The organism is Streptomyces sp. CBMA152 (assembly GCF_014596475.1).
In the GTDB taxonomy this organism is placed as follows: Bacteria; Actinomycetota; Actinomycetes; order Streptomycetales; family Streptomycetaceae; genus Streptomyces.
Genome location: NZ_MECJ01000026.1, coordinates 35,416 through 57,423 on the forward strand (window position 1 = coordinate 35,416; position 22,008 = coordinate 57,423).

The following is a 22,008-nucleotide window of genomic DNA, read 5'->3' on the forward strand; positions in this document are numbered from 1 at the left end:
CTGAGATGCGGGGGCGGCCGGGGCCGGGTGCGCAGGGGCTGACTGGTCTGAGTCGCTGCGCGAAAAACGCAGCTCAGCAGTCATGCGGTTCCCCTACTCAGCGACTGAAGCGACTCAACGACGGACATAGGTTAGCGAAGCTTCGGGCTGAGGGAGCGCAGGCCCACACAAAAGCCGGTGTCCGTGTCGATGATGGGACAGTCGGCGGCCCGGGGCGGGACTTGGCCCGGTGAGCGGCGGGGCCGGGCAGGGGCTGAGGCCTCTCGGCAGCGACTGAAGACCCAGCGACTGAACCGCAGCGACCGAAGCTTTTTCAGTCGCTGTGCTGCGCGTTGCACAAAACCGCAGGTCACAGGCTTGTGGAAGATCAATCAGCGACTCAAAGCGACTGAATCACTCTATCTATGAGTCGCACGCGCACAGGAGGAAAACTGCAAAAGCGCCACCTAATACTGGAGCCAGAGTCGCTTCAGTCGCTGATTGTCTGACGAAACATCATCTGACCTGCGGTTTTCTGCCAGCGACTGAACAGCGACCGAACTTTCCTGGGTAGCTGCGTTCAGTAGCTGGCCCTCCTGGAGCCCCGGAACCCGTCACTCTCGGGCCCCGAATCAGCGACCGAACGCCTCCGCAGCGACCAACCGGCAGCGACTGAACCCCTCCGGGCCGGGCTTGAGCCGCAGCTACCGAAGCGACTGAAGCGACCGAGCGCCGCACCTGCTCCCCCGACTGGTCCGGGACACGCCAAGAACTCCGGGCCTCAGTCGCTTGAGTCGCTTCGGTAGCTGGGACGAGCCGTCAGTCCTGGCCTCTGTGGAGCACCGGGCGAGTCGCGGCATCCAGGCCCCTCTCCCTGCGACAGCGGTAGCAAAGGGACGCTCGCAGAGACGATTTCGGGCGACCGTCCACGCCGGGACACGGGGGCGGGACGGGCGCCGGGCACGCCGGCGCTGGGCACGGGAGGTTGCCGAGACTCGGCAGCGTCCGGAGGCCCCGGCTCGGGCACCCGGCCCCGCGCGATGCCCGGCAGGGCCTGACGGTAGACCCCGCACTGCCGGTTCTGGCATGCGCACGGATGGCAGTCCCCCGTGACAGCGGACGTACGGACCGGAGTCGCCCCAGGCTGCGGGGTGTTTCCGGTCGGCCGGGCTCAGCATGCAACAGAGCTGACCGGGTTTTCTCCCGATGATTTTTCCGCAGAAAAACCGGTTGGCTGGTTCGTGTCCCCTCAACCGCTTACTCGTCGTCGATCAGCCGTTCCGCCGACAGCGCCCAGCAGTACGTGAGTTCCGCGAGCGTGGAGACCTGCCACAGTTCGCGCAGCCTGCCGATCTCCTTGGACAGGGTGCGCAGCCCGATGCCGAGGCGCTGGGCGGTGATCCGCTGCTCGATGCCCGCCGCCGTGTCCCGCAGGATCTCCCGCTGGAGCCGGGTCGTACGGGCCCCGGCCGCCACGTCCGAGGGTCGCGGGTCGCCGTGCCAGATCTCCGCCCGGCGCCACTCCTGGTCGAAGCCCTCCGCCATGTACGCGACGGCCGCCCGGTCCAGGACGTGCCAGGCCGCATGGCTGGGCACCGAGTTCACGATGTGGTCGGAGATGAACGCGGTGCGCCGGTCGACGATGATGCACCGCTGGAACGGCCCGATGAGCGTACGGAACTGGGCGCCCCGGCCGGTCATCACCCGCGCCCACTCCCGGGTCGCTTCGTCGTCGCGCAGGCTGTCGCGGTACAGCGTGCGCACGCTCACCCCGCGCTCCAGCGCCCTGCTGTCCCGGTCCATCGCGACCGACAGCAGCTCCCGGCCGCGCGGGCCCCCGGGCTGGGCGGTGAGCAGCTCGCTCTGCGCCTGGCTGATCGCGTGCTCGATCCGGGCGTTGACGAGCCCCGGCTCCGTCAGGAACTCCGAGCCGCGCCCCGAGCGCCACTTGGCCCGTTCGAAGTGCACGCTCAGCTCGTCCGCGTCCTCCGGTATCGCCGCCATCCGGGCCGCCCGGGCCGCCATCTCCCGCAGATCGGCGTCCAGTTGGCGCCGGGCCGCCTCCTGCGGGTCCAGGGCCACGGGGATGTCCGGCAGGTCCGGGTCGACCGCCACCAGGCCGCGGGCGCGCAGCTTGGCCAGGACGGGCTCGTCGTGCTCGGTGAGCGGCTCGTGCCGGGTGATCCGCCCGTACAACTCGACGGCCTCCGGCGGTAGCCGGACGTTTGTGAGAGGGACCGTCCGCTCCCCCTGTCCGGGCTCTCCGGGCAGTCTGGGAATCTCGCTGTCCACCTGGTCCGCCCCCGCCGGGCGGCTGCGTGTGTACGCCGGGCGTACGTACGCAGCCGTAACCGCTTGATCGCTGCATGTCAGAACAGGCAGCGTAACCGGTGGGCCGATACGGCCCAGGCGCCCGGCGCCGCCCCCGCACCGGTTCCGGCTGAAAACGCTCGCACTGGCGAGCGGTGGGAGGCGGTCGGTGTTCGACAGGTCACTGGGGAAACACGAGTCATGGACAAGGTTGCGGACAAGGTCGCCCTGGGTGGCCTGTTGCGCGAACGCCGTGCGCTGATCACGCCCGAGAGCCAGGGACTGCACCGCCCGACCCGTCAGGGCCGCCGCGCCCCCGGCCTCTCGCAGGCCCAGATGGACCAGCTGCTGCACCGCTCCCCCGACACGTACGGGCGCCTGGAGTCCGGCCGTTACGCCAAACCGCCCGCCGACCTCCTGGAGGACGTGGCCCGGCTGCTCGATATGAACGAGCAGGAGTGGATCGCGCTGTGGCGGTACGGTCTCGGCCAAGATCCGCCGTACCCGCTGAGGGCGCAGTCCGGCGAGGAGATCCCCGGGGTCTGGCAGGAAGCCGTCGACGGCATCGCGCACATGGCGTACGTCCATGACCGCTCCTGGAACCTGCTGGCGTGGAACTCGGCGTTCGCGACGCTGTTCCCGGCGGGCCGCGTCCCGCACAACACCATGCGGTGGATGGCCCTGGACCGGGCCGCGCGCTCGATCCTGATGGACTGGGAGAACGCCTGGGCCCCGCTCGTCCTCCCCCACCTGCGCGGAGCACTGGCCGCTGACCCGCATGACGAGACGCTGCGGCAGATAGAGAAGGAAGTCCTCGCGGACCCGGTCACCTCCCCTATATACGACCGCGCCAGCGCCTACATCCACCTCGACGGCGACGAACGCCCCCTGCACCATCTCGCCCGCGGCCCGGGCTGGGTGACGATGTGCGCGGCCCAGCCGATGGCGGCGCCCGGGGCGCGCATGATCATCCTGGTCTTCCACCCGGGCGACCGGCGGCGGCACGCCCGTACGCCGATGCTGCGGGCGGACTCCGGCAGAGATCCGCGAACAGATGCGGGCGCCGGGACGTTGGGACGACCATGAGCCTTCTCGACTTATTCCTGCTCCTGGTCTTCGTCTGCTGGACGCTGGCGTCGGTGGCGATGCTCGCCGACTTCCGAGGCGTACGCACGTCGTTCAGCCGCTCCCGCGCACGCAACGACCCGTACGCGATACGCCACCGCAGCAAGATCCTCGTCGCGTTCTCGTGGGGCGGTGTGGTGACGGGGGTGTACGGGATGGTGGGGGTGCTGTACGTGGCGCTGACGTAGACGTAGATAGATGTATAGGGCCGACGGATTATCACGGCGTGATAGGTCGGGAGCCGCGTCGGCGATCTATCACGCCGTGATAGCCCGGCCCGGGACATCGACCTATCACGCCGTGATAATCCGCGTCCGTCTCAGTCGATCAGGTGCATGCGCGCGAGCTTGGCAGGGTCCGTGTACGCCGTGATGTCGGTGATCCGGCCGTCGACCACGGTGAACGCGAGGACCGCGAGCGGGGTGCCGTCCTCGCGCCAGGACACCACTCCGGGCAGGCCGTTGACGAGTGCGGCCCGTCCCACCGCGGCCGCACTCGCGGACAGCTTGGCCCCGGCCGCGACTTCGGTGGCGCCGAGGGTGACGACCACGCCGGCCGGGGTGTCGACGGTGAAGCGCACCTCGGGGTCGAGCACCCGCAGCAGCCCCTCGAAGTCGCCGTGGCGCGACGCCGCCAGGAACGCCTGGACCACGGCCCGCTGTTCCGGCCCGGCGCCCGTCGGCCGCTCGGTCGCCTGCACCTTCCGGCGGGCGCGGCTGGCGAGCATCTTGGTGGCGTCGGTGGACTTGCCGAGGATCGTGCCGATCTCGTCGAACGGCACCGCGAACATGTCGTGCAGCACGAACGCCAGCCGTTCGCCCGGCCGCAGCGACTCCAGTACGACCAGGAGCGCGAGCCCGACCGAATCGGCGAGCACGACGTCGTCCTCGGGGGCGGGAGCGTCGTCGAGCGTCACCACGAGCTCGGGCAGCCGGTCGTCGTAGGACGCCTCGGGGCGGGACTTGCGCGAACGCAGCACGTCGAGGCTGATCCGGCCGACCACCGTGGTGAGCCAGCCGGAGAGGTTGTGGATGCTCGCCGCGTCCTGGCGCGACAGCCGCAGCCAGGCCTCCTGGACGACGTCCTCGGCGTCGGCGTGAGACCCGAGCATGCGGTAGGCGACCGCGCGCAGCCGGTCGCGCTGCGCCTGGAACGCGTCGGCGACGGGGTCGGCCTGGTCGGGCGTCGTCTCCGTCGTCGTCTCCGTCGGGCTGGTGTCGGGCATGTGGTTACCTTCCTCGGAACTGTTCCGTCATGGGTGATGACGGGCCCGGAAGGGCGTACGTAACCGATGAGGGAGCAGGACCGTGGAAGCACGTATGAAGGGTGTGGCGAGCCCCGATCTGACCACCGCGATCCAGCACTTGTACAAGGCGATCCATACCGGGGGCGTCGAGCCCCGGCTGCTGGAGCTGGTCCATCTGCGGGCCAGCCAGATCAACGGGTGCAGCCCGTGCGTCCATGCCGGTGTCGCGTCGGCGAAGAAGCACGGCGAGACGGACGAGCGGCTGCACAGCGTGGTCACTTGGCGCGAGACGCCCTTCTTCACGGACGAGGAGCGGGCGGCGCTGGAGCTGACCGAGGCCGCGACCCGCATCCAGGACGGCGCGCCGGGCGTGACCGACGCGATATGGGACGCGGTCGCCGACCACTTCACCGAGGAGCAGCTGTCCTCGATCATCCTGGAGATCGCGATGACCAACTTCTTCAACCGCATCAACCGCACGACCCGGGAGCAGGCGGGCAAGGTCTGGTAGGCGGTGGGGCTATCACGCCGTGATAGATCGCCAATGGGGCTCCCGAGCTATCACGCCGTGATAGCCCCGGCCCGCGACACCGACTCATCACGGCGTGATAGCCCGCCCACTCCCCCGGCCGACGGCTCGGATTATCACGGCGTGATAGGTCGGTCGGCCGCCGAGCCGAGCTATCACGCCGTGATAGGTGCCGGTCCGGGAGGAGCCGAGCTATCACGCCGTGATAGCTCCGCCCGCGTCGCCGCAGAGCCGCCGGATTATCACGGCGTGATAGCCCGACCCGCGCCATCGACCTATCACGCCGTGATAACTCCCCTCCCCCACCGGTCACTTTGCCCCGCCTCGTCCCCTACGTACGCCCCCGTACTCCCCCACGCCCCCACCGCAAGCCAGAAAACTAACGTGTCGGTCCATCAAATGATCTCCGGCGTTAGTACAGTTACTCCCCATGACCTCACCTGCAACCAGAGGCGACCGGGAGAAGGTCGTTTCGAAGCTTCCGCTGCGGCTCCGCCAGGAATTGAAGATCCGGGCGGCTCAGCTCGGTGTCGACATCCAGGAGGCCGTCGAGACCGGCATCACGACGTGGCGCAGCCTCGGTTCGAACCTTTCCCCCATCGACACCTCCGGCGCCGAATCGTTCGCCACCTTCCTGCCCACCGTCCAGTGGTCCGGCTTCCGGGCCGACTGCAAGGACCGGGGCGTCTCCCTGATCCAGGGCCTCGCCCAGTCCGTACAGGTGTGGCTCGACCACCACCCGGCCCCCGCCGTACGGCGGCCCGCGATCGTGCGGCGCATCATCGTCTGCAACCAGAAGGGCGGCGTCGGCAAGACTGCGATCACCGCCGGGACCGGCGAGGCGCTGGCCGAGGACCCCGCGGTCCTCATGCCCGTACGCGTCTCGAAGCACTTCGCCGCGCTCATGGAAGAAGGGGACAGCGACCCGCTCGCCCTCGAAGACCTGCCCGGCCTCGGCCAGCGCGTCCTGCTCGTCGACTTCGACCCGCAGGGCCACCTCACCAAGCAGCTCGGCCAGGAGCCGCTGCCGATGGGCGGCGACTCGCTCACCAACCACATGGCGGGCGACGCCAAGGGCGAGCTGCGCGAGGTGATCGTCGCCATCGACGAGGACCGCTTCGGCGACCGGCTGCATCTGCTGCCCGCGTGCACGGACGCGTTCCTCCTCGACGTACGTCTGGCGTCCGTACGGGCGAGGGAGGCAGCCCTCGAACGGGCGCTGGCTCCCGTCGAGTCCGACTACGACGTCATCCTCATCGACTGCCCGCCGAGCCTGGGCCTGAGCATGGACGCGGCCGCGTACTACGGACGCCGTCGCCCCGACGAGGTGCCCGGCAACTCCGGCACGCTCATCGTCGTCCAGGCCGAGGACAGCAGCGCGGACGCGTACGACCTGCTGACGTCGCAGATAGAGGACATGCGCGCCGACCTGGCGCTTGAGCTCGACTACCTCGGGATCGTCGTCAACCACTACGACGCCCGGCGCGGGTACATCGCCACCTCCTCCCTCCAGTCGTGGATGGACATCAAGGACCCACGGGTCGTCGGCGTCATCGGCGACCTGAAAGAACAGAAGGAAGCGGTACGGGTCAAGCGTCCGCTCCTGTCGTACGCCCCCCGCTGCGACCAGTCCGTCGGGCTGCGCGCCCTCGCCCGGGAGATCAGCAAGTGAGTAGCAAGGCCAAGGACCTGGGAGCCGGGTCGTCGTTCGGTCAGGCCCGGGCGGTCTCCGCCCGCCGGGCCGCGATCGGCGCGGCGACCGTCGCTCCGACCGCCGGAGTCCCGGACCCGACGGAACTGCCCGTCGGCCGGATCAGCCAGAACCCCGACAACCCGCGCGAGCAACTGCGCGATCTGGAGGGCCTGGCCGACAGCATCCGGGAGATCGGACTCGTCAACGCGATCACGGTCGCCTCGGTCGAGGCGTATCTCCTGGAACGCCCCGAGCGCGCTGACGACCTCGACCCCGACACCCGCTACATCGTCATCGACGGCCACCGCCGGCTCGCGGCCGCGCGGCTGGCGGGCGTGGCGGTGGTACGGGTCAGCGTCGACAACGCGCTCGTGTCGACCGACGAGTCGCTGCTGGAGGCGGCGTTCGTCGCGAACGTCCACCGCGACGACATGAACCCGCTGGAGCAGGCGCACGCGCTGAAGAAGCTCGTCGAGTTCTACGGCTCCCAGAGCCGCGCCGCCAAGCGCCTGGGCATCGCCCAGTCCACGATCTCCTCCAAGCTGTCGGTCCTCGATCTCGCCCCCGACCTCCAGTCCGACCTCCTCGAAGGCCGCCGCAAGGTCGAGCACGTACGCAACCTGTCCAAGTACGAGCCGAACGAGCAACGCGCACAGGCCGACGCGCGGGCGGCAGCCGCGGAGGAGCGCCGCGAGGCGACGCGACGGGCGGGGGAGGAGCTATCACGGCGTGATAACTCGGCCGCGACCGACGCGGATCTATCACGCCGTGATAATTCGGCGGCCGCCGACGGGGACCTATCACGGCGTGATAGCTCGGAGCCCGGGGCGGGCGGGGGAGTGGCTGAGGTATCACGCCGTGATAGCTCAGCGGGGGAGGGCGACTCCTCCGGCGATCTATCACGGCGTGATAGCCACGAGCGCGAAGATGATCTATCACGCCGTGATAGCCCGGCCCGCGACACCGACCTATCACGGCGTGATAAGTCGGCCGCGACCGATGGGGACCTATCACGCCGTGATAGGTCCGCAGCCGGAGCCGATCCCGTGCCCGCCCCCCGGCCCGAGGCCCACTCCGGTCCCGGGGCCCGGCCCGTCGTCAAGATGCCCTGGACCGACGGGGTCGCCTGCGCCGAGATCGCGATCTCTCGGATGACCCCGGCCGAACGCGGCCGGATGCTCGACCGCCTCCAGGCGGAGGCCGACAAGGAAGCGCACCTCACCGCCGCGTCGACGAACGCGCGCTGAGTGTGCGTCGGCCGATTATCACGGCGTGATAGGTGGCAGCTCCCGCCGGGGGAGTGGGGGACCTATCACGCCGTGATAATCCGGGCGCCGAGCCAGGGGAGTGGACGATCTATCACGCCGTGATAGTCCGGCTCAGCTCCGCCGTGAGATCCCCGCGCGACGCCACCGACGCCGGTACGCAGTCGGGGGCGAGGCGGACCGCCGAGCCGAGGATCTGGACCAGGGACAACGGGTCGGACACGTCGTCGAGGTGGCGGTACTCCACCGCCGTCAGCACCGCGAGCCGCTCCCACAGCCCGAGCTCCGGCCGCCGGTGGTCGCGCAGCAGCACCCGGGACGCCTCGTCGACGTCGGTGCCCGCCTCGTGCAGGGCGTGGATCCGCCCGCGCAGCTCCTCCACGTAACCCATGTACGTACGCACTTCCGCCTGTCCCACCAGCGGCCCGTGGCCGGGGACGACCACGCGCGGGTCGAGGTCGAGGATCTTCTGGCAGGCGTCGGTCACGCCGCTGAGCGGACCGGCCCAGTGGACCGGGACGTCGCCGATGAACAGGACGTCCCCGGCGCAGACGACCCCGCTGTCCGGCAGGTGGACGATGAGGTCCCCGGCGGTGTGCGCGGGCCCGACCTCGTACAGTTCGACCGGCGTCGAACCGACGAGGAGGTCCAGGCGGCCGCTGAAGGTGCGGGTGGGCGGGGTGAGTTCCAGACCGGCGTAGTCGTAGCGGCCGAAGTGCGTCAGCAGGTAGCGCTCGAACGGCACCTGGTCCCCGCAGCCGTCCAGCATCGCCTGGAGTTGCTCCGGGGCGGGTTCGGCGCACAGATGCGTCAGATTGGCGTCGGTGCTGATGATCTCCGCGTCGGGGAAGAGCGCGTTGCCGTAACTGTGGTCACCGTTGGCGTGCGTGTTGACGACCGTGGATATCCGGGCGCCGGGCGGCAGTACGCGCTCGGCCGCCGCGATCAGAGTCTTCGTCAGATGTCCGGTGTACGGGGTGTCGACGAGCAGGGCCTCGTCCCCGGAGCCCACCACCACGCAGTTGGCCATGCCCCAGGTGCCGGGGAAGTGCGGCAGCCACGCGTGGACCTGGCTGTCGATCGAGGTCAGTTCGGAAGGAATACGCATGGGTGCATTGTGCTGGGGCGGCGCGGGGTGCTGGCGCGGCGGCCCGCCTGTGGCAGTGACCGAGACCGGAAGGCCGCCCCCCCCGGGTGCCCAAGTCCGGCCAGGGGGCGGGCGGTCACTGAGCGATGCCCGCCGCGTCGAGTTCGCGCAGGAGCCGCACCTGATCGAGGCAGCAGCGGGCCAGGCGCAGGGCGTGCGCGTACTGGCGTGGAAGGTTCGATGACGAGCAGTCGAGCTCCATCTCGCGGTGCGCCTCCTCGATGCCCCGCTCCATATGGGCGCGCGTGCGGTCGTCCAACGGCATCCGTGACACGGCGTCCTCGATGACGGGCAGCAGCACCATCAGGTGGCCGCGAGCCCGCATCACGGAGTCCGTGGCGTCGTCGACGCTGCACTGTCCGTCGCGCTGTTCTTCGAACAGCTCGGTGCAGGCTTGCGCAATGCTGTCGAGCTCGGGCCCGGTGGGGCCGGGCGTGCGCGGTCGGATGGCCCGCTGACGGCCGAGGCTGATCACCTCGTCGACACCTTCCGGAACGCAGAAGTCCTCGTGGTGCCGGGGTGGGTGCATCCAGTACGCGCCGGGGCGGGCGGTGCGGTGCACGGCGGGGACGCCGAGCCAGGTGGTGTCGGGGGTGAGCCGCAGGGCGTCGGGAGCGTGGTGGTGGGTACAACTGCCCAGTGGTACAAGGGCGTAGTACCACACGCTCGTGTCGTAGGCGTCGTTGATGACGGGCCCGTCCAGTACGCGGCCGAGGTAGGCGGCGACGGTGTCCGAGTCGCCGCTCTGCGCGGCCGCGTGGATGATCGCGGCGGAGATACGCACCGTGTCGAACGCGCGCCCGGTCGGCAGCATTGCGATGCCGCCCTGCTCCCACTCCAGCCGGGCCGTCGAGGGCGTGGTGTGCGCCGAGGCCAGCCATGAGGAGGTCGCTCTGTCAGTTGACTGGTTCATTGTCATCCCCGTGTGCCTCCGTTGGAGTTGGCCGACATCGGCCGGATCGTGTAGCCATCCAGGCTCGCTACCTGCACGGACGCACACCATGCGCTGGAGCTATCACTCAGGTCTCACAAGGCCAGGCGGGGTATCAGGTGGGTATCACCTCGTGGTGAAAGGTTCGACAGCAGTCCGGGAGGGCGATAGTCACCGTGCTGACCGGCGCTCCGGAGGCCCCATGTCGCAGCAGCCACGAAATCTGCTTCACGCCCTGACGCTGGCCCGTGGCTGGCCATATGCGGTTGTGGCCATCGAGTACCGGCGGGTCGGAATGCAGATCGGTGACGAGTACGACGACGACCTGTTCCGGAACGCGGAGATCTCCGAACCGACGTGGCGCCGGTGGACAAGCGGTCATCCGCTGATCCCGAACAAGCCGGCACCGCACATCCTGGAGCGACTGTTCGGCTACACGGTACGGGAGTTGATGGGGCCTGCTCCGACGTCAGGAGCGGCCTCCTTGGAATCAGTGCTCACTGAAAGCGACATCACCATGACTGCTCGCGAAGCCGCTGCCCATGCCGGGGACGCTGCCTCGGCTCACCTTCCCGACATGACCCTCGATCAGCTCGACGATGATGTCCAGGCTTTGGCTGTGGATTACGAGACCACCGATCCGGTTACCGCGTTCCGTAAGGCGGAGGCGTTGTTGCTCGACGCACAGGACAAGCTGACGCGGACTCGACGACCCAGCCAGCACTCTCGCCTGTACCTGGCGGCCGGGCAGGCTGGGGCGCTGTTGTCTGTTGCGTCGTTCGATCTCGGAATGCTCGGCCCGGCAACGCAGTTCGCCAGAACAGCGGCCATGTACGGACAGGTCATCGAGCACGGCCCGCTCCAGGCGTACGCACACGGTGTACTCGCCTACTTGGCGTACTGGGACGGGCGGCCCACGGCAGCACTTCGGGATGTCCAGGTCGCCAAGTCGTTCGCCGGTGTGGGTGATACGGGTCGCATCCGGCTGTCAGCGATCGAAGCACGGGCGTACGCGCACCTCGGGAGGGTACGCGAGGCCGAGCGGGCCCTGCGGACCGCTCTGGAGCCGGGCAGTGGCGCCCGCGATGAACTGCACGACGACGTCGGCGGGGAGTTCGCGTTCGCGCCCGAGCGTGCCGCCATGAGCCACACCACCACCTACCTGGTACTCGGGGACCATCAGCGGGCTGAAGCATCGGCTCTCCACGCGTTGCACCTGCTGGAGAACGTGCCGCACGCGGATCGCCCGGTACTCATGCAGGTGACTGTGGACCTGGCGCGGGCCCGGCTGCAACGCGACGAGCTGGATGGCGCGGACGAAGCACTCGCTCCCGTGTTCGCGACGTCGGTCGAGTGGCGGACCATCGGCTTGGTCGACCGGGTGTCACATCTGCGAACGAGCCTCACCCGGCATGACATGGGGCGTGCACCTCTTGGACGCGAACTGGCCGAGCGTATCGAGGACTTCATCGCCGTAACGGCTGCCCGCCCGCTGCCGGGCAGCCGTATCGCCTTGGAAAGCTAGACCAGTCCGGCGAGGATTGCGGCTTCCTTCGTCGGGTCGATCCCGTGGTCGTTCCAGCGCGGGTGTTCCACCGGGCCATCACCGCTCCGAAGCCACGTCCAGGTGTCGGTGACGGTGTCAGCGAGCGGTCGGCACACCAAGCCCGCGGCCCGGGCTCTGGTTGTCTCGATGGCCCATGTGCCGGCGGTGGTACGCCACAGTGGAAGTTCTGTCCACTCCCGGACTCCGTGCGCCGTGAGTCGTTCGTCATCGGCCCACACGAGTTGCCCATGCCCGCCGGTCACCGTCACGCACGCGGTCAGGAGTCCGCTCATCGTGTCGCGGCCACGGGGTGCGGCCAGGTTGTAGGGCCCGCTGATGGTGTCGTTGAGTGCGAACTGCGCGACGTCGCGTACGTCGATGGGCTGGATCGACTGGTCGGGCCGTCCTGGGGCGAGGATGTAGCCGCCGCGCTCCGCTCGGCGCAGCCACCACGGGAGGCGACCGACATACTCGCCGGGACCCAGGATGATGCCCGGACGCAGGATCGTGGCGCGTGCGCCGAACACGCTGGACACCGCCGCTTCGGCCCCGGCCTTCTGCTTCCCGTAGCGGACGGTCACACCGTCGTCGGCGCCGAAGTCGCGGTCGGCGTCCGGTGGCGCCGGATAGACCGGACTGTCCTCGGTCAGAGGCTCGTTGGGCCACCCCGTGTACGCGTTCACCGTGGACACATACACATACCGGTCGGCCACCGGGGAGAGCACGGTGGTGCCCGCGAGGACTTGCCGGGGCGCCATCTCGGACGCGGATGTGTCGATCACTACGTCCCATGGGCCGCGAGCCGCCAGGCGCCGGAGATCGTCGGGGTTCGCCCGATCACCGTGGACGGGTTCGACGCCCGCAAGGTCGGGTGCCGAGCGTCCACGGTTGAACGTGGTGACCTTCCAGCCGCGAAGGAGAGCGGTTTCCGCGACGGCCCGTCCCAGAAACCAAGTGCCACCGAGCAAGAGGATGTGTCGCATGCCCCGATCCTGCCCGCCAACCGCCGCAAGCGAAATGGGCTCTTGCCCAGCCTGAAGGCCAGACGCCGCGTCCTACTGCGGGCCCGGTCCCGAGGTGATGCGCAGAGCCGCCGGACTGGGTGATCGCCTGCCGCCATCGGCCATGGCGGCAGGCGCGGACACCTGGGATTGAGCCAGGAGGCGGTCGCCGTCCGACTGGGCACGAGCGCTAGTGCTTGCGGCAACTGGGAGAGGGGGCGGGACTGTCGATCACCGCCTGAACACCACGCCGCGCCAGATCCATCCCACATCGATGGGCGACTACTGGAGCCGCTGATACCGCCATGGAAACAGCCGGTCCGGTCGGATTTCGGTTAGCCTTGTTGTCTTGGCTCCTGGGATGGGCTGGTGCCCGTGAGTCTTGCCCGCGGGGGCGGGACCGAGTGAGAGGGCGGCATGTCTGTGACTGTCGAATACAGCCTGGCCGACGCCAAGCACCTGCCGTACGTCAAGCACAGCTTGGTCGAAGTGCACACGGAGGTCTGGGGGATGGGCTCCGGGAAGGACCTGGAGCCGGGGCCGGACGGGGCCTTCGAGGCGCGTCTGGAAGCGGCCGCGGCCATGCCGGGCTGGACCGTTGCCATCGGCTACGAAAAAGGCCGTCCCGTCGGTTACTGCCATGGATTCTCCCTGGCGGCGGACACCGACTGGTGGTCGAACATGATCCTGCCGCTGCCGAAATACGTCACCTGGGAGACCGGGCAACGCACGGCCGTCCTCAGCGAGATAGTCGTCTGCAAGCCCTGGCGCGGCACGGGCGTCGCCACGCAGCTCCACGAGATCTGGCTCTCGCTGAGGCCGGAGGAGCGCGTCACGCTGCTCGTGGACTCCGCGATCGGCGACGGCGCGCTCCAGACCGCCTGCGAAGCCTGGGGCTACCGCAGGGTCGCCGACCACCGGGAGCTGCGCGAATCGACCGTGTACACGGCGATGATCCGGCCCGTCCGCCGTCCCTGATGCTCTGCCTGCACTAGGTGCTCGCGTTGCGGCGTTTCCACGCCCCCCGCCACCCCCGCACCCGCCGCACACCCCCCGCGACCCGCCCCCGTACCCGCGCGTACCCCACGCACCACCACAGCAGCGGTGTCCACCGGGCGCGCCCCGCCAGCAAGTAGCGCTGGTTGAGGGTGGGTTCGGGGCGCCAGTGGTGTTTGTAGGGCTCGTTGCCACGTAGGAGGCTCAGCACTGACGAGGGGTGGGCGGTGCGGGTGCAGGAGCGGAGCAGCAGCGTGGCCACGTCCACCTTGCGGGCGCGCAGGCCCGGGTGCGCGCCGTACAGGTACGCGCCGGTCAGGGACGGGGCGCGCAGCGTCAGGTCGACCGCCACCACCCTGTCCTCCAGGCGGAATTCCGTCACCACCGCCTCGCCGTCCGCCACCATCTGGCGTACCGAGCGCGTCAAGTGGTCGGCGAACCTGGGGCGTACGTGTTCGCGTGTCACACCCCGGCCCCGCCACTGCATCTGATGCAGGGACAGCAGCGCCTCCAGCGTTGACGGGACCTCTGCCACCGGTACCGCCCGCTCCGTCACCCCCAGCGCGTCGATCTTGCGGAGCTTCGCGCGGACGCGTTGGGCGCGGTTGGCGGCGAGGCGGGTCAGGAGTTCGTCCATCGGGGCCGAGGGGAGTTCCAGGCAGGCCGAGTCCGGCAGGCTCGCGCGGGCGCCCGGCCAGTGGGTGTGCAGGAGTTCGGCCGCGCCTGACGGGCGTACCTCCCGCAGGTCGACCAGCGCGCCCCGGGCCGTCTCCCGTACCGCCGTCACCAGGGCGTGCGCCGCCTCGGCCGCGCAGGTGTCGTCGAGGAGTACGTCCTTGTAGTCCGAGATCGCGCCGCCCAGCCCGACGAGCACCCTGTACGGGCGGTACGTCAGCATCAGTGGCGCCGCCGCCACCAGTTCGCCGTTCCGGCGCACCAGGACTACGCGCAGGCGGCCGTTCACCCCGTACGACAGCCACCACGAGTGCAGCCAGGCGTGGCTCTGGAACGGGGTCGCGGTGCGGCAGCGGGCGTGCAGTCGTCGCCACTCGGGGGCCAGCGCCCCGAACCGGCCCGCGTCCGTGCAGACTTCCACCAGCACGGAGGAGGTGGTGGTTTCCTCCATCACCGTCACTGCGCGCCGCCCCCCGGCCGCGCCGCCATCAGTTCCCCCGCCGGGGCCGGTACCGGTGCGGCCTGTTCCTTCCTGCCCGGACGCCGTCGTACGAGCAGGGTCAGCCCGCCCGTCAGGCCCCCGGCACACCCGCCGACCAGGGCCGTCAAGGATGCGGGCGCCGACGACGGGTCCACGGGCCTGGCCGCGCGCGAGAACTGGACCAGGCGTACGCCGGTGCTGTCCTGCGTGTGGCGGCCGTTCAGCGTCAGCGCGCGTGCCACCGCGTTGGCGATGTCCGCCGCCTCCGCCGGGCGCCGCGAACTGCCCGTGATCGCGATCATCGGCGCGTCCGGCGACGTCGCCGTCTGCACATTGCGGCGGATCGTGTCGGCGGGCACCCCCGCCCACGCCTGCGCGTCCCCGATCACCGCGACCTGGGTCGCGACCCGCCCGTACGCCTGGGCGAAGCCGAGGGCGGTGGCCGGGTCGGACTTTCCGGTGGGCGTCACCACGACATAGCTGGTCGCGCTGTACTCGGGCGGGCGCACCAGCCCGTACACACCACCGATCACCGTGCCGAGCAGCGCGCACGCGGGCAGCGGCCACCAACGGGGCAGCGGCCGGGCGCGGTAGGTGCCCACGGACGACCGCACCCGGCGCCAGGGGCTGGGGGATTCGCTCATCGAACGCTCACTCCTGATTCTCCTGAGACTCCTGATGTGACCTGCTTGCCGACCGGGCGGTGCAGCGCCGCCTCGTACACGGCGGTCAGGCGGGCCGTCGACGCGGCGACCGTGTAGTGCTCCACCGCCGGGGGCACGGGCAGCCGTTCGCACCCGTTCTCCTGTACGCGGCGCAGCGCATCCGCGAAGGACGCCTCGTCCGTACGCACCGCGCCCGGCGCGTCCCCGGGCGGCAGGTCGTCGACGGCCGGGCACGTCACGTAGACCACCGGAAGGCCCGCCGCCAGCGCCTCCACCACCGCGAGGCCGAAGGCCTCGTCGGCGGAGGGGGAGGCGAGGACGTCCATCGCGGCGAGCAGGGCCGGGAGGGTCAGGGAGCCCGTCCCTGTCAAACTTCCCTCGTACGCGCACTCGCCCGCGAAGCACACCCGGTCCGCCACGCCGAGCTGTTGCGCCAGTGCCCGCAGCGACGTCTCCTGTTCCCCGCTGCCCACCAACAGAAGCCGTGCGTAAGGGAGTTGGGGCAGCGCACGCACCAGGACCTCGAACCGCTTGCCCTCGACCAGGCGGCCGACCCCGCCGATCACGTACGCGTCCCGGGGGAGTCCGAGGAGCGCCCGCGCCCGGGTCCGCAGCAGCGTGTCGAAGCGGAAGCGGGGTGCGTCGACGGCGTTGGGGACGACGTGGACGCGGTGGGCCGGGACGCCCCACTCCCGCAGGCGGCGGGCGATCGTCGCCGAGACGGCGACCGTGGAGGTGCCCAGACGTTCGGCGGCCAGATACAGCGCGCGCACCCCGGCGCCGAGCGGGCGGCCCTCGATGGTGGTGGCGCCGAGGGAGTGCTCGGTGGCCACGATCGCCCGTACTCCCGCGAGCCGGGCCGCGATCCGCCCGTACAGGCAGGCGCGGTAGAGGTGGGTGTGGACCAGGTCGTACTCGCCCCGGCGGATCAGGCGGGTGAGGCGGGGGAGTGCGGTCAGGTCGCGGTTGCCGGACATGCCGAGGTGGTGGACGCGGACGCCGTCGGCGGCCAGGCCCTCGGCCACCGCACCCGGGTTGGTGAGCGTCACCACCTCGGCCCCGGCGGGGAGTTGACGCAGCATCAGCCGCAGCTGCTGCTCGGCGCCGCCGATGCCGAGTCCGGTGATGACGTGGAGGACCTTCATGGGGTCGTCTCCGGAGGCGAGGGCTTTACGGGACTGTCGTCGGCCGCGCTCTCGGACGTACTCGCCGCCGTGCTCCCCTGCACGCTCTCCGACGGCTGCGGCCCCCGCTGCGCACCCAGCACCCCCGACCGGTCCTCCGGGACGAATCCCGCCCCCGGACCGTCCCCCGGCGGACGCCGCCTCCAGCGGTGCAGGCGGCGTTTGAGGTGCAGCCGCAGGCCGGTGTCGTTGTCGCCGATGTGGACGCGCGGGAGGGCGTAACGGCCGGTCAGGGGGCCGGGGTCGATGGCGCACGCGTAGCTGTAGCCCGCCGCGCGCACGGCGTCCATGGCGCGCTGGTCGACCGTTCCGTACGGGTAGCAGAAGCCCAGCACGTCCCGGCCGGTCAGCGCGCACAGCAGGGCGCGGCTCTGTTCGGTCTCGCGGCGCAGGGTGGCGTCGTCGGCCTTCGTGAGGTCGGTGTGGAGCAGGCCGTGCGAGCCGATCTCCATGCCCCAGGTCAGCGCCCGCCGGATGCCCGCCTCGTCGAGGAGCGGGCGGCGCGGGCCGAGCGGGTCCCACTCGTTGGTGCCGCCCAGGCGCCCGGGCAGGGCGAACAGGGTGGCCGTGCAGTCGTAGCGGCGCAGAAGGGGGAGCGCTTCCTCGGTGAAGTCGGCGTACCCGTCGTCGAAGGTCAGCCCGACCAGCTTGCTGCCGCCGCCCGCCGCGCGGGCCCGCAGCAGTCGGGCCATGCCGACGCCGAGCAGCCCGCGCGCTCGCAGCCAGCGCAGTTGTCGCTCCAGGCGGTCCGGAGTGACCGTGATGTTGTACGGGTCGTCGTCGCTCGGGCGCTCGCGGGCGCCGACCGAGTGGTACATCGCGACCCAGAGCGGAGGGGTGGTGTCAGCGGGCATGCCGGAGCCTTCGGGTGACGGGGCGGACGAGCAGGGCGAGCAGGGACAGCGGGGCGAAGCCGCGCACCCGCGCGGCCCGGGCCAGGACGAGGAAGGTCGGCAGGGCCGCCAGTGATCCGGCGGCGATCGCGGCGGCGGGGTCGGCCACTTGGGCCGCGCACCACCAGCAGACGGCGCTCGCCCCGGCCCCGGCGGCGGCCAGCTTCAGCAGTTCGCGGCCCAGGCGCCACCGGTCGAGCCCGACGGAACGCCGACCGGTACCGGCGAGCAGCAGCAGCGCGCCGGCCGCGATGCCGAGCGCGTTGGCGGCGGCGATGCCCGAAGCGCCCCAGATGGGCGCGGCCCACGCCCCGGCCGCCGCCGTCACCGCCAGGCACACCAGCATGGTGGCGGCCGGGTACCAGGTGGGGCGGGCGGCCGAGAAGTACGAGCGGACCAGGACGCCCACCATCGTCTGGGCGAGCAGTCCAAGCGCGTACACCCGCATCACGGAGGCCGTGGCGGCCGTGTCGGCGGGGCCGAACGCACCGCGCTGGAACAGGAGTTGGACGATCTGCGGCGCGCAGCCGATCACCACCGCCGCGCCGAGCAGCACGATCGCCCCGGCGACCATGAGGTCGCCCTCGACGCGCCGCCGGGCCCGCTCCCGCTCGCCCGCCGCGAGCGCCCGGGCGACCACGGGGAAGGTGACCGTACAGAGCATGAGCGAGAGCACCATCGGCATCTGCGCCACTTTCTGGGCGTAGTTGAGATGCGAGATGGCGCCCGCCGGGAGCGGGGCGGCGAGATGGCGCTCGACCAGGGTCTGGCACTGACGGCTCAGCGCGAAGACGATCACGGGGGCGACCATGGCCAGGCGGAGGGCGTCGGGTCGGGTCCGTTGTCGTGGTGCCCTTGTCGCCCGCGTACGAGTCGTACGCCGCACCCCCCGCCACAGCGACGGCGCCTGGGCCGCCACCATCAGGCAGCCGCCGACCGCGACCCCGGCCGCCGCCGCCCGTACGCCCCAGCGGGGGCCGAAGGCGAGCAACACGGTGATGATGCCCGCGTTGTACGCGAGGTAGATCGTGGCGGGGGCGAGGAAGCGGCCGTGGCCGCGCAGGGCCGCGCTGCAGTACCCGGCGAGCCCGAAGGTGAGCGCGCACGTGGCCGTCAGCCGGGTGCAGTCGACCGCCAGGCCGGGCTCGGTCAGCCCGGGCGCGAGCAGGTCCACCAGCTCGGGCGCCGCCACGATCAGCAGCAGCGCCACCGCCGCGAGCGCGAGCATCAGCCGGGGGAGGGTCGCCGCCACCAGCGCGCGTACGGGGTCGGGGCGGTCCGCACGTGTACGCCCCCGCCGCACCGCCGCCAGGCTGAACGCCGGTACGAGGACCAGCGCCAGCCCGTCCTCGATGAGCAGCGTCGACGCCACCTCCGGCACGGTCCACGCCACCAGGAACGCGTCCGTGTCCCCGTCCGCCCCGAAGACATGCGCGAACGTCTGGTCCCGCACCAGTCCGAGCACCGCACCGGCCACGGTGAGAGCAGCGGTGACGGCGGCCGCACGGGCCAGGAACCGCCCGGCGGAGGAGGCCGGTTCGAGCTCGTGGCCGAGCGGCCCCCGCTCCAGAGCGCCGGGCCCGGGCCCGTGCCCCGGCAGAGCGCGGGGGGCATCGGTGCGGGGGGACCGAGTGCGGTCGGCGTCCGTGCGGGAAGGGTCGGTGCGGGAAGCGCCGGTGCGGGAAGCATCGCTCATCGCCCCAACCCCCGCCCACCGTCCGGGACTTCCCGCAGCCCCACCGCCCACCACGCCGCGAGCCCGAGAACGACCGCGGTCAGGACGGTGGACGGCCCGCCGATGTCCCCGTAGAAGAAGTCGACGAGCAGCCACACGAGCAGCCCGGTGGCGACGAGGGCGCAGTCGATGTCACCGGCGCCCGCGCGCCCGGCCACGTACAACCTCCGCACCGCACACACCACCAGCGCCCCCCACCCCGCCACCAGCGTGCACACGCCCACCAGGCCCTGTTCGCTGAGGACGAGGAGGTACATGTTGTGCGGGGAGAGCAGCGGCTGGCGGTGGAACGCGGCGCCCGCGCCCGCCGTGTCGCTGCCCGAGGACAGGGCGAGCGGGGCGTGGCTGTCGCGGTGGGCCGGGAAGCCCTTGAGGCCGACGCCGGTCACCGGCGACTCGCGCCACATCCCGACAGCCGCGCTCCACAGCGTGTACCGGTCGGTGACCGACTGGTCGGGGGCGTCGGTGACCTGGGTGATGCTGGACAGGCGCTCCTGGAGCAGCGCGGTGCCCGCTCCCACGCCCCCCACCAGGACGACCGCGAGCGCTGCCCCCGCCACGACGATGAGCAACGCCCGCCGTACGCCCGACAGAAGCAGCAGTACGCCGCAGGCCACCGCCGTCGCGATCCACGCGCCCCGGCTGAACGACAGGGCGAGCGGCAGCGGAAGCACCGCCGCACACGCCAGCGCGAGCGGCCGCCGCGCGCCCCACGCCCATACCCCGCGCCCCACCCGTACACCGGGCTCCGGCGTCCGTGCACCGGGCGCCAGCGCGAGACCCACCGCGCCCACCACTCCGTACGCGACGACCGTGGCCATGCCCATGATGTCCGAGGCGCCGAACGTGCCGACCGCGCGGATGTCCTCGCCCATGTACGAGGCGCCGGTTACGGTCAGATACTGGTGGACGCCGACCCCGCCCTCGAACAGCGCGAGCGCCACCAGCGCCCCGGTGACCACGCGGAAGTCGTGCCGGTCGCGGACCAGGAGCAGCACCGAGACCGGGACCAGGACGAAGATCTGGAGGTAGCGGGCCATCCCGGGCAGGGCGTCCGAGACCTCGCCCGCGCCCGTCGCCGCCACCGCGATCCCCACTCCCGCGAGCGCGAACAGCCCGGCCGCGAACGGCGTGAGCGGCCGGGACCCGGCGCGCAGGGCGGACCCGAAGGCCCACAGGACGAGGACGCCGGAGGCGGCGTCCGCGAGGGTGCCGGTGCCCGAGCCGTCGCCCGCCCCGCCCGGCGGCGGCACCGCGAGCAGCGCGAGCACGGCGAGCAGCGGCAGGAGATGGACGAGGCGGCGGGCGGCGCGGGACGTTAAGGGCCCGGCGGTGACCCTCGGCGCCGCCGCGACCGCGCTCACGCCCCTCCCCGCACCGGGCGCACCCGTACGTACGTGATGTGACCCATCGTCAGCTCCCCGTCGGACGCACAAGGGACGCCGCCGTGCGCGCCAGGACGCACACGTCCTGCCAGGGCGACCAGTGGTCGATGTAGTAGTTGTCGTAGCGCGCGCGGTCCTCGATGGAGGTGTCGCCGCGCAGGCCCTGGACCTGGGCGAGGCCGGTGATGCCGACCGGCATGCGGTGGCGGGCGAGGTAGCCGCGGTGGGTCTGCCCGAACTGGGCGACGAAGTACGGGCGTTCCGGGCGCGGCCCCACCAGGCTCATGTCGCCGCGCACCACGTTCCACAGGTTCAGCAGCTCGTCGAGCGAGGTGAGCCGCATGAAGTGGCCGATCCGGCTCATCCGCTCGTCGCCCGCGACGCTCCAGCGGGTGGCCGCCTCGTGCGCGTCGGCGGGGCGCAGGGTGCGGAACTTGAGAAGCGTGAACGTGTGCCCGTCGCGCCCCACGCGCTCCTGGCGGAACACCACCCCCGGCCCGTCGCTCCACCGCAGCAGTACCGCGCACACCAGGAGTACGGGAGCGGCCAGGAGCAACGCGGTGACGGCGACGGCCAGATCCAGCAGACGCTTCACCGCGAACCCGGGCCGGGCCACGTCCGCCATCTGCACCTGCCGCACCGGGAACGCCGCGAGCTGTCCGCCCCGCCCGCCCGCCGCCACCACGGGGGCGCGGGTGTCCACGTACCACAGGGTGCAGCCCCAGCCGCCGAGCTGGCTCAGCAGGACCGAGTGGTCGGCGGCGTCGGCGTCGGTGAACAGGACGTCCCGCACGCTGTTCTGGATGATCGCGCGCTGCACCTCCTCGATGGTCCGCAGCACCGGCACCCCGGCGCTTTCCGGCGGCTGCGCGGCCACCGGCACCACCACCCCGACCGGCCGGATCCCGCCGTGCGGGCGCCGGGCGAGCGCCGCCGTCACCCGCAGCGCGGCCTGGGCCGGGCCCACGACCAGCGCGGAACGCGGCGCGCGCGCCGCCCCGCGCCTCCGTACGCCGTACACGGCCGCACGCCCGCAGCAACTCGCCCCGAGCTGCGCCGCGCACGCCCCGGCCAGTGCCCCAGGTCCCAGCGCCAGGTCCGGGCGCAGCGCGGCGAGCACGGCCGCGAGCACGCACCAGGCGACGGCCGCCCGGAAGGCCAGCGCGGGCACCTCGTCGAGGACCCCGCCCGCCACGATTCCGTGCGGCCGGTACAGCCCGGC

19 protein-coding genes and 1 pseudogene are annotated in these 22,008 nt (G+C 71.4%); 8 read left to right on the forward strand and 12 right to left on the reverse strand.

Translation table 11 applies throughout. The features are described 5' to 3' along the window. Positions 1 to 1,236: 1,236 nt before the first annotated feature. Positions 1,237 to 2,271: a hypothetical protein gene (locus BG418_RS22740; RefSeq protein ID WP_188275811.1), complete on the reverse strand. Its 1,035-nt coding sequence runs from the start codon at positions 2,269 to 2,271 to the stop codon at positions 1,237 to 1,239. A 219-nt stretch (positions 2,272 to 2,490) separates the two neighbouring features. On the opposite strand from BG418_RS22740, the gene BG418_RS22745 reads away from it, so the two are divergent. Together BG418_RS22745 and BG418_RS22750 are read left to right on the forward strand one after the other, a co-directional pair. After that, complete coding sequence (locus BG418_RS22745; RefSeq protein ID WP_188275812.1) at positions 2,491 to 3,375, forward strand: helix-turn-helix domain-containing protein; 885 nt, start codon at positions 2,491 to 2,493, stop codon at positions 3,373 to 3,375. After that, positions 3,372 to 3,602 carry a hypothetical protein gene (locus BG418_RS22750; protein ID WP_188275813.1) on the forward strand — a complete coding sequence of 77 codons (231 nt, stop codon included), beginning with the start codon at positions 3,372 to 3,374 and terminating at the stop codon, positions 3,600 to 3,602. The genes BG418_RS22745 and BG418_RS22750 overlap by 4 nt, the downstream gene beginning before the upstream one ends. A gap of 131 nt (positions 3,603 to 3,733) precedes the next feature. On the opposite strand, the gene BG418_RS22755 is transcribed toward BG418_RS22750, so the two are convergent. Then, complete coding sequence (locus BG418_RS22755; protein WP_188275814.1) at positions 3,734 to 4,639, reverse strand: sigma-70 family RNA polymerase sigma factor; 906 nt, start codon at positions 4,637 to 4,639, stop codon at positions 3,734 to 3,736. Between the two features lie 82 nt (positions 4,640 to 4,721). On the opposite strand from BG418_RS22755, the gene BG418_RS22760 reads away from it, so the two are divergent. From BG418_RS22760 to BG418_RS40050, 3 genes are all read left to right on the forward strand, one after another. Then, positions 4,722 to 5,171 carry a carboxymuconolactone decarboxylase family protein gene (locus BG418_RS22760; RefSeq protein ID WP_188275815.1) on the forward strand — a complete coding sequence of 150 codons (450 nt, stop codon included), beginning with the start codon at positions 4,722 to 4,724 and terminating at the stop codon, positions 5,169 to 5,171. Between the two features lie 448 nt (positions 5,172 to 5,619). Then, positions 5,620 to 6,861, forward strand: coding sequence for a ParA family protein (locus BG418_RS22765; RefSeq protein ID WP_188275816.1), 1,242 nt, complete (start codon positions 5,620 to 5,622; stop codon positions 6,859 to 6,861). Continuing rightward, the gene (locus tag BG418_RS40050) at positions 6,858 to 8,129 is read left to right on the forward strand and encodes a ParB/RepB/Spo0J family partition protein (protein ID WP_317453728.1); all 1,272 of its coding nucleotides are present in this window, start codon (positions 6,858 to 6,860) and stop codon (positions 8,127 to 8,129) included. The genes BG418_RS22765 and BG418_RS40050 overlap by 4 nt, the downstream gene beginning before the upstream one ends. A 112-nt stretch (positions 8,130 to 8,241) precedes the next feature. Here BG418_RS40050 and BG418_RS22775 read toward each other — a convergent pair whose 3' ends face one another. Then, positions 8,242 to 9,255: an MBL fold metallo-hydrolase gene (locus BG418_RS22775; RefSeq protein ID WP_188275817.1), complete on the reverse strand. Its 1,014-nt coding sequence runs from the start codon at positions 9,253 to 9,255 to the stop codon at positions 8,242 to 8,244. Positions 9,256 to 9,370: 115 nt separating this feature from the next. Beyond that, entirely contained in the window at positions 9,371 to 10,207 is an 837-nt protein-coding gene (locus tag BG418_RS22780; RefSeq protein ID WP_188275818.1) for a DUF6415 family natural product biosynthesis protein, read from the reverse strand. Between the two features lie 220 nt (positions 10,208 to 10,427). Here BG418_RS22780 and BG418_RS22785 point away from each other — a divergent pair, with 220 nt between their 5' ends. After that, complete coding sequence (locus BG418_RS22785; RefSeq protein WP_188275819.1) at positions 10,428 to 11,750, forward strand: hypothetical protein; 1,323 nt, start codon at positions 10,428 to 10,430, stop codon at positions 11,748 to 11,750. On the opposite strand, the gene BG418_RS22790 is transcribed toward BG418_RS22785, so the two are convergent. Continuing rightward, positions 11,747 to 12,754 (reverse strand): NAD-dependent epimerase/dehydratase family protein, encoded by a 1,008-nt coding sequence (locus BG418_RS22790; RefSeq protein ID WP_188275820.1) that lies wholly within the window; start codon positions 12,752 to 12,754, stop codon positions 11,747 to 11,749. The genes BG418_RS22785 and BG418_RS22790 overlap by 4 nt on opposite strands. Positions 12,755 to 12,916: 162 nt before the next feature. On the opposite strand from BG418_RS22790, the gene BG418_RS22795 reads away from it, so the two are divergent. Both BG418_RS22795 and BG418_RS22800 read left to right on the forward strand, forming a co-directional pair. Then, positions 12,917 to 13,111, forward strand: a complete 195-nt coding sequence (locus BG418_RS22795) for a helix-turn-helix transcriptional regulator (RefSeq protein ID WP_262928607.1) — start codon at positions 12,917 to 12,919, stop codon at positions 13,109 to 13,111. Between the two features lie 78 nt (positions 13,112 to 13,189). Beyond that, on the forward strand, positions 13,190 to 13,750 hold the full coding sequence (locus BG418_RS22800; protein ID WP_188275821.1) for an N-acetyltransferase: 561 nt from the start codon (positions 13,190 to 13,192) through the stop codon (positions 13,748 to 13,750). Between the two features lie 13 nt (positions 13,751 to 13,763). Here the strand turns inward: BG418_RS22800 and BG418_RS22805 are convergent, their stop codons facing one another. The 7 genes and pseudogenes from BG418_RS22805 to BG418_RS22835 all read right to left on the reverse strand — a co-directional run. Further along, positions 13,764 to 14,894 carry a GNAT family N-acetyltransferase gene (locus BG418_RS22805; RefSeq protein WP_188275822.1) on the reverse strand — a complete coding sequence of 377 codons (1,131 nt, stop codon included), beginning with the start codon at positions 14,892 to 14,894 and terminating at the stop codon, positions 13,764 to 13,766. A gap of 5 nt (positions 14,895 to 14,899) precedes the next feature. Further along, positions 14,900 to 15,568, reverse strand: a complete 669-nt coding sequence (locus tag BG418_RS22810) for a lipopolysaccharide biosynthesis protein (RefSeq protein ID WP_188275823.1) — start codon at positions 15,566 to 15,568, stop codon at positions 14,900 to 14,902. Next, positions 15,565 to 16,734: a glycosyltransferase gene (locus tag BG418_RS22815; RefSeq protein WP_188275824.1), complete on the reverse strand. Its 1,170-nt coding sequence runs from the start codon at positions 16,732 to 16,734 to the stop codon at positions 15,565 to 15,567. The genes BG418_RS22810 and BG418_RS22815 overlap by 4 nt, the downstream gene beginning before the upstream one ends. Positions 16,735 to 16,904: 170 nt before the next feature. Continuing rightward, positions 16,905 to 17,591 (reverse strand): annotated as a pseudogene (locus BG418_RS22820) (polysaccharide deacetylase family protein); the annotation flags it as partial. A gap of 25 nt (positions 17,592 to 17,616) precedes the next feature. Continuing rightward, positions 17,617 to 19,362 carry a lipid II flippase MurJ gene (locus tag BG418_RS22825; RefSeq protein ID WP_188275825.1) on the reverse strand — a complete coding sequence of 582 codons (1,746 nt, stop codon included), beginning with the start codon at positions 19,360 to 19,362 and terminating at the stop codon, positions 17,617 to 17,619. After that, entirely contained in the window at positions 19,359 to 20,765 is a 1,407-nt protein-coding gene (locus tag BG418_RS22830) for an O-antigen ligase family protein (protein WP_188275826.1), read from the reverse strand. The genes BG418_RS22825 and BG418_RS22830 overlap by 4 nt, the downstream gene beginning before the upstream one ends. 49 nt (positions 20,766 to 20,814) lie before the next feature. Continuing rightward, positions 20,815 to 22,008 (reverse strand): exopolysaccharide biosynthesis polyprenyl glycosylphosphotransferase (locus tag BG418_RS22835; protein WP_188275827.1); only part of this gene is annotated, 1,194 nt, incomplete at its 5' end.